7 protein-coding genes are annotated in these 10000 nt (G+C 60.4%); 2 read left to right on the forward strand and 5 right to left on the reverse strand.

Going from position 1 to position 10000, the window contains the following annotated elements; all coding sequences use genetic code 11:
- Positions 1-248: 248 nt before the first annotated feature.
- On the forward strand, positions 249-3269 hold the full coding sequence (locus LDL37_RS08295) for a TonB-dependent receptor (protein WP_290796622.1): 3021 nt from the start codon (positions 249-251) through the stop codon (positions 3267-3269).
- Between the two features lie 218 nt (positions 3270-3487).
- On the opposite strand, the gene LDL37_RS08300 is transcribed toward LDL37_RS08295, so the two are convergent.
- The 5 genes from LDL37_RS08300 to LDL37_RS08320 all read right to left on the reverse strand — a co-directional run bounded on the left by LDL37_RS08300 (position 3488) and on the right by LDL37_RS08320 (position 8846).
- On the reverse strand, positions 3488-4690 hold the full coding sequence (locus LDL37_RS08300; protein ID WP_290796625.1) for a glutathionylspermidine synthase family protein: 1203 nt from the start codon (positions 4688-4690) through the stop codon (positions 3488-3490).
- Positions 4691-4701: 11 nt separating this feature from the next.
- Positions 4702-5409, reverse strand: coding sequence for a DUF1190 domain-containing protein (locus tag LDL37_RS08305; RefSeq protein ID WP_290796628.1), 708 nt, complete (start codon positions 5407-5409; stop codon positions 4702-4704).
- 15 nt (positions 5410-5424) lie between these two features.
- The gene (locus tag LDL37_RS08310; protein WP_290796631.1) at positions 5425-5847 is read right to left on the reverse strand and encodes a DUF350 domain-containing protein; all 423 of its coding nucleotides are present in this window, start codon (positions 5845-5847) and stop codon (positions 5425-5427) included.
- An 81-nt stretch (positions 5848-5928) separates the two neighbouring features.
- Positions 5929-8100, reverse strand: coding sequence for a hypothetical protein (locus tag LDL37_RS08315; RefSeq protein ID WP_290796642.1), 2172 nt, complete (start codon positions 8098-8100; stop codon positions 5929-5931).
- The gene (locus LDL37_RS08320) at positions 8100-8846 is read right to left on the reverse strand and encodes an SDR family oxidoreductase (protein ID WP_290796634.1); all 747 of its coding nucleotides are present in this window, start codon (positions 8844-8846) and stop codon (positions 8100-8102) included. Before LDL37_RS08320 ends, LDL37_RS08315 begins: the two co-directional genes overlap by 1 nt.
- 175 nt (positions 8847-9021) lie before the next feature.
- On the opposite strand from LDL37_RS08320, the gene LDL37_RS08325 reads away from it, so the two are divergent.
- Positions 9022-10000: glycosidase (locus LDL37_RS08325; protein ID WP_290796638.1), on the forward strand; the 979-nt coding region annotated here is incomplete at its 3' end.

Here is a 10000-nt window from a genome sequence, read left to right on the forward strand (position 1 = left end):
GTGACGATATTCGTGCAAACACATACTGAAAATTTTCCTTTAAATTACATGCATTGCGGCTGTGCCAAAGCTCGCCTCTCTGTAACTTTTTTCTCATATTTCGTTTTTGATTGATATTTACTATTGATTGGTCAAAATTGATCATTTATGAGTAAGAGTGATCGTCAGTTTTAAGATGATCCGTGCTCAGGCCATTACCCAACGAATCCGGTCGCAGAATCGGTTGCTACAGAGAGGATATTTCCATCATGACAGTCACCCAACGGGCGAAGTGCGCCCGCATTCGCACAGGCGCTTCCCTGATGGTTCTGGTGCTTTTGGGCTGCGGCGGACAGGCCTTGGCTCAGGAAGCGACCGGACAGGCCGATGAGCCCACCGAAGTCGTCGTGACGGGTTACCGTAAGAGCGTCGAGTCCGCCGTCAATACCAAACGCCGCGCCAGCAATATCGTCGATGTGATCAAGGCTGACGATATGGCGAGCTTCCCTGACGCCAATCTCGCCGAATCCATCCAGCGCATTCCGGGGGTTTCCATCACCCGCGACGGCGGCGAAGGGCGCAGCATCACGGTGCGCGGGCTGGGCAGCGACTTTACCCGCACCACGCTGAACGGTGTCGAGGCCTATTCGGCGACGACCGGGTCTACGCTGGGCGTGATGGCCGGTATCAACCGCACCCGCGGTTTTGACTTCTCGACCTTTGCGTCTGAGCTGTTCAACAGCGTCACCGTCAACAAGTCGCAGGCCGCCGATATGGACGAAGGCTCGCTGGGGGCAACCATCGACCTGCAAACCGGTCGTCCTTTCGATAAGCCCGGCTTCCGTATGGCCGCCTCGGCTCAGGCGGCTTATTACGATAATAACAAGACCACCTCGCCGCGCGTGGCGGGCCTGATCAGCAACACCTGGGACACCTCGGCCGGTCAGGTCGGGGCGCTTTTGTCGGTCGCCTATTCCGAGCGCCTGATGCAGGAAGACGGCTATTCCGACACCTCGGCCTCGGACTATTCCGATGCCAATAACGGTTTTTGCGGCGTGGCGGTCGATGACCCCAATCAGGCCGGCAGTCAGGTCGTCAATACGGCCATCCCTTATGTGAACCCGCTGTCGGGGACCGGCACCCGTCCGGCGGGACAGTGTTTCTCAGGCCTGCCGTCCAATGCGGCCGCCTATGCCAAGATCAATCAGCCGAACGTCTTCCTGCCGCGTAATCCGGGCCTCGGTCGCTTTGAACTCGATCAGAAACGTCTGGGCGTGACCTCCGCCTTCCAGTGGCGGCCGAACGACAACACCCGCTTTACGCTGGATGCCGTCTATTCAAAGTTTGACCAGAACCGTCAGGACTACGCCCTGTCGAACGCTTCCAATAACCGCAACGTCAATGGGGCCTCGGCCGCGTTTCCGCTGTTCGCCGGGCGGGTTGATTCCCAGATCATGGACGTCAATGTGACTTCCAGCGGTCAGGTTGACTATATGAAGCTCAACCACGTCGATATCAAACATATCGCCGAATATGCCGAGACCACCACCACCACCTACATGCTGGGTCTGCATGGTGAGCACACCTTTTCGGACAAGCTGCGCGGCGATTTCCGTATTGCCCAGTCCGGCTCGGAATTCGATCAGCCGCTCGATGTCTTCATCTCCTATGACGCCTTTAACAAGGACGGCTATGTCTGGGACGCGCGCGCCGATGCCCGCCGCCCCTTCATCAATTACGGCTATGATGTCGCCAATGTCGCCAATGTCACCTTCACCAATGCCGGTACCGGCCTGACGCCGGACGTGCGCATCGTGCACGCCAATGTGAAGAACACCCTCTCAAGCGTCGAAGGGAACCTGCATTACGACATTCTTGACGGGCTGACCTTCCACACCGGCTTTCTGAAAAAGACGTACGAGTTCACGTCAGCCCAGACCCAGCGCGTCTATGGCAACAACACTTCACCGGCAGCCAAGACCGATGGCAAGCTGCCGTTTGAGTTCACCAAATTCGCAGCGGACTTCCCGAACCTTGGGTCTTTGAGCACGGTCCTGACCGGCTGGGGCGAAGGTCTTGACCTCCCTGCCGGGTCGGTGTCGTCATGGGTGGTGCCTGATGTTCAGGCCTTTATCAGCAAGCTCGACCTGAACTGCAACTGCGTCAACAGCTATGGCGACTGGACTCTGGGCGAAAACGCGGTGCGCGGCGGCAATGCGCTTGCCAACAACCGCGCGGTCACCGAAGACGATACGGCACTCTACGGCATGGTGTCGTTCGAGGAGGATCTGGCCCGCGGTATGCGCCTGCGCGGCAATGCCGGTCTGCGGTATGTCAAAACCGAGCTGACGGCGACCGGCTATGCGGGTACGACCCTGGCCACCGTCAGCCACAGCTATGACGACTATCTGCCGGCGCTTAATCTGGCGTTGGAAGTGACGCCGACCTTCACCACGCGCTTTGCCTTTGCCGGCGTCATGTCGCGCCCCTTTGTGGGCTCTCTGACCCCCGGCGGCACCGTCAATACCACCTTCGGTGTGCAGTCGGTCAATATCGGCAATCCGTTCCTCGATCCCTACCGCGCAAAGAACTACGATCTGAGCTTTGAATGGTATCCCACCCGTAGCACGCTGCTGAGCGCCACCTTGTTCTACAAGGACATCGCCAGCATGATCCAATCCATCACCTCGATTGAACCCTACAGCAATACGGGCCTGCCGCTCAGCCTTCTGTCGGCCGGTCAGGACGCCTCCACCCCTTACACGGTTACGCGCACCCGCAATACCGAAGGCGGCTATATCAAAGGCGTTGAATTGAGCCTTGTGCAGCCCTTCACCTTCCTGCCAGCGCCGTTCAACGATTTCGGGACGCAGATCAACTACACATGGATCGACTCGTCGGTGCTTTATTACCTGTCGGCAGGTACGGCGACGACGGCGCCAACCACTACGCGGGATCAGTTCGTCAATGTGTCGCCCAATTCGGTGAACGCCACCCTTTACTACGAAAAGGGTCCGTTCGAAGCCCGCGTTTCGGTCGCCTATCGTGATGAATACATCACCGCCCTTCCGTTCAAGAGCGAGCTTCTCGACGCCAATGGCAGCTATGCGACGACCAATGTCGATATGTCGGCCTCTTATAAGCTCAGCTCAAAGCTCTCCATCAATCTCGATGCACTGAACCTGACCAATCAGATGGGCGACCAGTGGTCGGGCAAGGAGCGGCGCGCGCAGCGGGTGTTCAGCAACACCGGTCGTCAGATATTCCTCGGCGTTTCCTATACCTTCTGATTCACTCCCCCCAACCGGAAGGTAACTCAGGCGGTCCGTAAGCGTGCGGGCCGCCTTTTTTTGTGTCCTTTGCCCAAAGCGATATGTCGAAAAGTGTGAGCGGTTTTCGACAAAAATATCGCGACAAAACAGAAATTTAGAGCGGGATGAGGCTTACACCGAAGTCATCCCGCTCTAGCCACGGCTTCTTGTGGTACGAACAGGTCGAAAAATAGGTGTCAGCGAAACAGGTGCGGCACAAAGCGTGAGCGATCATCGGTGATCAGATGGTCGCTTTCGCGGATGCCCATGCCCACCGCCTCCCCCCCGATGACCCAACTGCCGATCAGGGCATAGGCTCCGGATGCCGGGTCACGAAACAGATCGGCAAAGGCCTGATAGACGAAGTCATTATCGGCGTAATTACCGTCGGTCTGCGCTGTGTGCGCCCGGTCACCGGCCGCAAAAACCGACACATTCTGTCCCTCACGACCGAGCGCCGGTTTGCGCACAAACCCATGACCAGCCGCGCGAAACGCCTCATCACTGCGGCGCGTCTCCAGCAGATAGGGGCTGTCCGGATACATCTCCCACATCTTCGTCATCAGCAGCTTGTTGGCCAGCAGCATCTTCCACGCCGGTTCAAACAGGCGGATGGTGTGTGTCAACACGGCCTGCGTTAGGGACGGGCCATAGTCATCGGCCAGCAGCCAGTCCCACGGGTAGAGCTTGAACAATAGCCGGATGGGCAGGTCGTTCTGGTCCAGGAATGTGCCGCCTTCGACCGCGCTGAAACCGATCTGATCCATGGGAACGAAGCAGACCTCAAGCCCGGCTTCACGCGCCACGCTTTCGATATAGGCCACGGTCCCGGTGTCTTCATCGTGCGGAAAGACGCAGGCCACGTGCAATGGGGCTCCGCTTTGGCGCACACCCAGCAAACCCGCGTCACGTTCCGCCTTCAAAGCCTGCATCCGCTCAACCAAGGCGCGGTGGAGGTCGTTATACTGGTTCGTGGCCTCAGGCCCTGACGTATCGGTGAGCCACGACCACTGTATAACCGCGCCTTCCAGCAGGCTGGTCGGGGTATCGGCATTGTATTCCAGCATTTTGGGCGGATTGCCCCCGTCAAAGGCGAAATCAATGCGGCCATAGATGTCGCGCTCACGGGTGTGCCAGCTTTGCTCAATCAGCTTTATGGCGTCGGCCCCATAGCCATAGTTTGCCAGTTCACCGCCTTCGATAATCGCCCCGGCGGCGGCAAGGGCCATCTGATGACAAGCCTCAGTGGCGTCATGGATCGCCTCGACCTCCGCTTCGGTAAAGCGATAGGCCACGCCTTCATGCCAGTAGGTCAGGCCGGGGGCACTGTGCCACAGCATCCCTTCCGCTTCGACGCGCGCCTTCCAGTTGTCGCGCACCGGCACGAGACAGCGTTCCATGTGTTACCTCTTTAACCGCAGCAACTGCCGCGGAAGGAGGAGGATTTGCCAAACCCGCCGCGCGACGACGCCCGATAGCCCGTTTCCGTTTTTGAATAGGTACCGCGCGCCGCGTAGCCACGCCCGGAGGGGTCGCGCTCAACGTCCATATAGGTCGGCACCGCGCCACCGGGCGTCACCCGGTATCCCATCGGGCGCAGCCCCCCGGCGCCATAGCTCGACACCTGCCCGCGGCTGTTGACATAGACGGGATAGGCACCGCCCCCGCGCTCACGCTCTTTTTCCCGCAGATACTGGTCCTGCGACATGCGGCTCATGGCATTGGACATCATCATGCCCGCCATCAGCGATACAAACCAGTTGCCGCCGGAGGGATTGGCGCGGCTTTCGCAGTTACCCACGCCGTATTCCGCCTCGCACTGTTGCTTGGCGCTATAGCCCGGTTGCTGGTTCTGCCACTCCCAGGCTTCGGCGAAGGCGGTTTCGCACAGCTTGTCATCGTCCTGCGCCGCCTTGCATTCATCCAGCGTCTTATAGACGCGCATCTGCTCGGTCTGGGCAACCGACGGGGCCTGTGTGGCCTGTGGCTCATCGCAGCCCGTCAGCATGGCGACCGCCGAAACGGTCGTCGCCAGCGCCGCAACCCAGCGCGCCTTGCGCCGGTTGAGGCGGGCCAGATAATCGGCCCTGTAGGCCCGGGTGGAATTATAACGGGTCATGGTTCTGCACGGGCCTCAGTACGACAAGGCCGCGGCGTTCAGCATACCGACGACGAGGCTGAGCGCCGACAGCGCCAGAGCCGCCGCGATGCAGCCCTTCTCATTCCCCGGCTCGGTCAGACGGGTGTAGAAGCTCTTGCCGAACAGGCGGACCAGCAGGTGCAAAACGATCTGCGACACGATGCCAATACCGCCCCACAGGATCATATCCCCCGCATTGAAGGTCGAATGGCCAACCGACTGGATCGGCAGGGCCAGAGCCAGACTGACCGCGAGAAAATGGATCGCTACCGCGATATTGCCCTTGCGGATTTCCGCCAGCTCGCGAATGGGCGTCACCCACAGATAAATCGTTAGGCCCACCAGCCAGACAAGCAATCCGGTGCCCAGAAACATGAGATAGGCCGGCAGGTTTTCCAGTGATTCGACGTTGATCAATTGCGTCCCCCTGTTGAGTGTTAGCTGAGATCATAGGGGCAGATGGGCGTATGGCAAATGGTCTTTTCCGGTCCTGTGAGTTTACCAGCCTAAAAACAGCGTGGCATCGGCGGGCACCTGCGCCAGAAGGGTGTTCTCCTTCCATTTCAGCGGCACATCGACTGCGTTCGCGCTCAGGCCTATGTCCGGCAAGGCCTGATGCGTTTTGGCAAAAACGCGCACAGAGGCCGTCTGACCGGTTGGGCCTTTCAGGACCAGCATCAGCCCCGCCTCATTGCGCGTTACCGCGTAGGGGTAGTCGGCAAACAGCCAGAAGGGCAGATCGACCCCGTAAAAGCCCCGCGCCGCGATGATAAAGGCTCCGCCACTGCCGTAAATCTCTTGGCCGACCTGTCCTGCCGGTTGCCCGTCGGCGTACAGGTCTTCCAGCGGAAAGGACAGCTCACGGTCGATATGACCGTTACGGATGGTGGTCGCCAGCGCCTCTTTGGGCAGGGCATCAGGATAGTAGGACCAGCTTCTATCAAAGGCGAAGCGGCGATATTCCGACAGCAGCAGCTTGACCTTGGGCGGCAACTGCTCCCCGGCCAGTTGCAGCACTTCGTCAAAGGCGGAAAAGGACTCAAAGCACTCATAGGCCGCCATATAGGGCGCGTCGTGCAAACAGGTGACGCCGAAGAAGTTGCTATAGGCCGTGGCGTTTTCAATCCGCGATTCCCACAGGATGGCATTGTGCACAAAGCTGGCCAGAAACACTTCGGCCTGCGCCAGATAGCGCTCATCGCCGTCCATGCGCCACAGCTTGATGCAGGCCGCAATGCCCCACGCCGTCAGATTGGCCTGATAGACCAGTTCGAAACGCATCCCCTCGGCCGCGTGCATGGCCGCTCTGGCCTCGTTGACATAGAGGTCGTCACCCGTCAATTGATGCGCCTGAAGCATGACATAGGCGTAGAGGCCGGCCACATCGGTCTGGCCATAGCCGTCGCCGCGCGTCTCGGTAATCACCGAAAAGTCGCGCACATCGTACTGGATGGGCCACAGATATTTGAAATGGCGCGCCGATTTGACCGCATAGTCGAGCGAACCGAGAAACAACTTTCGCGCCCGCTTATCACCGCGCAGAGCCAGCCGCCCCAGATTCATCAGCGGATGATAGAGGTACCAGGAATCCACCGCATTGGCGTTCTTGTCTTCCCCGACATTAGGCAGATAGCGGCGGATGACCCGCAACTCCTTGTCGAAAAAGCGCCCCATCCCGGCCATCAGTACGTCGCGGAAGGGCTCCGCCTTGCCGAACAGGGTCTGATACTCGTCGATGGCCGAGGCAACGCTCATCTGCACCATGGAATCCGGATATTCTGAGGCGGTGTACGGGTGCAGATAGACCTGTCCGTAATGGCGGATAGTCGCTTCGGGCGCGGTCTTCAGGTCATGCAGGGCCTGTTCAGCCCGCTTCGTCCAGTCGTGAAAGCGCGGTTCCGGGCGGTCCAGATGCGGATAGATGTCACCGATCATGTCGATAAACAGGCGCGCCTCTTCGGTCTCATTACGGGCGCACTCTGTCCGCAGGCCCAGATAGGCGTCAGAAATGACATAGGTCTGCCCGGCCTTCAGCGGCGCGGTCGGCGGTGAGTTCCCGTTGGGCGCGGCAGGCGGCTGATAGCCCAGCTCCGGCCACTCACCTCCAACCACGCCGTCGGGCTTGGTGGCGGTAGCCTGAAAATAGGGATTGAGCGCCGTCAGGTTCTGCACATAGAGGGCGCAGCCAAACGCCGGTTCCTCGAGGCAGAAATAACACAGGCCGGTATTGTAGCCGCGTTGCGCCGCCTGAACGCGGCCTTTGGTGGTCAGCGGATCGTCCTGCGCATCGAGCACATAGAGATCGCGCGGCCAGAAGGGCAGGAGCAGATCGAAGGCGGGCCGCAGGGCGCTGCGCACATTCAGAAGCGTCTCGCCCTTCAGGCTCACCTCCACCGTCCATTCGCCCGCCTCGGTTTCCGCGCGGAAACTTAGGCCCAACGCGGTCGTCTCAAGCCCCTCTATCCGATAGGGACCCGCGTTGAAGATCAGGCGCAGCGCCAGACCGCCGCGCTCAGGTCGCGAAATCTTCAGCCATGGCGTATCCCGCCCCGCCCTGACCTCCAGCGTCAGTTCGCCCATGCGCAACGCCGCTTCGGCGGTCTGGCTGCCTTGCAAATCGGCCCGCACGCGCAGGGTTTCGGGCGTCACGGCCGCCATTTTGTGTGCCATCACGAACGTTCCAGCAGCGGTTCGACGCGCAAAACCGAGACGTCCGTGCGTACCGAGCGCGTCAGGGCAAAGCCGATGGTGTCGGCCAGTTCTTCGGCATAGAGCATTTCGTTGCGCGCGATGGCCTCACGCTGTTCTTCAGGGCTCTTTTCCTGCATGTCGGCCCCGACCGAACCGGGTTCGACCAGGGTGACCTTGATATTGAAGTCCATCACCTCCTTGCGCAGGGTCTTGGCGTAGGTCTCAATCCCGGCCTTGGTCGCCGCATAGACGCTGCTGCCCGCCCCTTTGAACTCGGCACTGATCGAGCCTACAAACACCAGATGCCCGGCCCCGCTGTCTTTCAGGCGCGCGATGGCTTCACGGGCGCAGGCGATATAGCCGAGAAAGTTGGTCTCCGCCGCCAGCCGCCAGTCCTCATCGGTCTCATCCTGTGCGCCGCCAACGGCCAGACCGGCATTGTTGATCAGGATATCAAGCCCACCCAGATGGTCGTCCACGGCAGAAAAGACGCGGGCCACGCCGTCACGGGTAGAGACATCGGCGGTCAGACCATGGATGTCGGCGTCCGGATTGACCTCCCACGCATGGGCCAGTGCGTCCTCCAGCTCCGGCTGATGCCGCCCGAAGGTGACGACACGCGCCCCCTGTTCGACCAGCAGCGCCACCGTGGCCCGTCCAATGCCTGTCGTGCCGCCGGTCACCAGAACCCGTTTGCCCGCAAGTGAAGTCGTCTCGACAGCCATCACCGTCTCCATCTGTTGTAAGGAAGCTGCCGGACAGACTGCGGTTGCGGGCATCAAAAGAAAATGCGGATCGCTCGGCTTTGGCGCAACTTTGCCGATTGCTTACGCCGCACCGTTGGCGGCCCATATCGCGCTTACCGCGAATATCCGATGGTCCGGGCCTGAGGTCATCCCTATGTCCACGCCCTATATGTTCCACCCGGTGAGCGATATGCCCTACCCCATTGATCAGCTTGTTCTGACGCCCGATGATATTGACCTGTCGCGCTCGCCGCTGGCCGGGCGCCTGACAGCGGAGACCTTTGTGCTGGGGGCGTTTAATCCCGGCCTCCTGCGCCTGCCGAACGGCAATCTGCTGATGATGGTGCGCGTCGCCGAAGCCCTTCGCGAGCCCATAGTCGATGGCCATGTCCACGCCATCCGCTGGGACGAGGCAACGCAGACCTATGGCCTCGACGCCTGGCCGCTCGATCAGGCCAATACGGCCGATCCGCGCAAATTCACCCTCGCCGGCGGGCAGTGGAAGGTCATGGCCCTGACCTCCCTGTCGTGGCTGTTACCTGCCGAACTGAGCCCGGACGGCACACGTGTTCTCACGCTGCACTACGACCGCGCCATTGCACCGGCCTATAGTTTTCAGTGCTATGGCGTGGAGGACGCCCGCATCAGCCGCGTCGGGGACCGCTGGCTGATGACCACCTGTTCGGTCAGCCCGGAGCGCCATTCGACTACCCTCTACAGCTCTGACAATGGCCTCGACTGGACCTTTGAAGGGATCGTCCTCGACCACCAAAACAAGGACATGCTGATTTTTGAGGGACTGATCGACGGCTATTACTGGGCGCAGACGCGGCCTTTGGGGGCACTCTACTTCGCCTATCCGCCGGGCAGCGACTGGCGCGCCGGGCCGTCGATCAATCTGGCGGTCTCCAAAGACGCCCTGTTCTGGAAGCCGTTTGAGCGGCCGGGCCTGCGCCCGCCTTCGGGCACGCTGATCATGGAGCGCATGGGCGGTGGCACCCCGCCGATCCTGACCCATCAGGGCTGGCTGACCCTGTGGCACGGGGTTGAACCACACGAGGTGGTGGGCATCTACCGCACCTACTGGTCAGTGCTCGACACTCATGACCCCAGCCGTGTCCTGCACACCGAAG

The organism is Asticcacaulis sp. (genome assembly GCF_020217185.1).
GTDB lineage: Bacteria > Pseudomonadota > Alphaproteobacteria > Caulobacterales > Caulobacteraceae > Asticcacaulis.

Bases quoted from the DNA above. Each gene is read 5' to 3' on its own strand.
- LDL37_RS08295 (WP_290796622.1), top strand. From the start codon at position 249: ATGACAGTCACCCAACGGGCGAAGTGCGCCCGCATTCGCACAGGCGCT.
- LDL37_RS08300 (WP_290796625.1), bottom strand. From the start codon at position 4,690: ATGGAACGCTGTCTCGTGCCGGTGCGCGACAACTGGAAGGCGCGCGTC.
- LDL37_RS08305 (WP_290796628.1), bottom strand. From the start codon at position 5,409: ATGACCCGTTATAATTCCACCCGGGCCTACAGGGCCGATTATCTGGCC.
- LDL37_RS08315 (WP_290796642.1), bottom strand. From the start codon at position 8,100: ATGGCACACAAAATGGCGGCCGTGACGCCCGAAACCCTGCGCGTGCGG.
- LDL37_RS08320 (WP_290796634.1), bottom strand. From the start codon at position 8,846: ATGGCTGTCGAGACGACTTCACTTGCGGGCAAACGGGTTCTGGTGACC.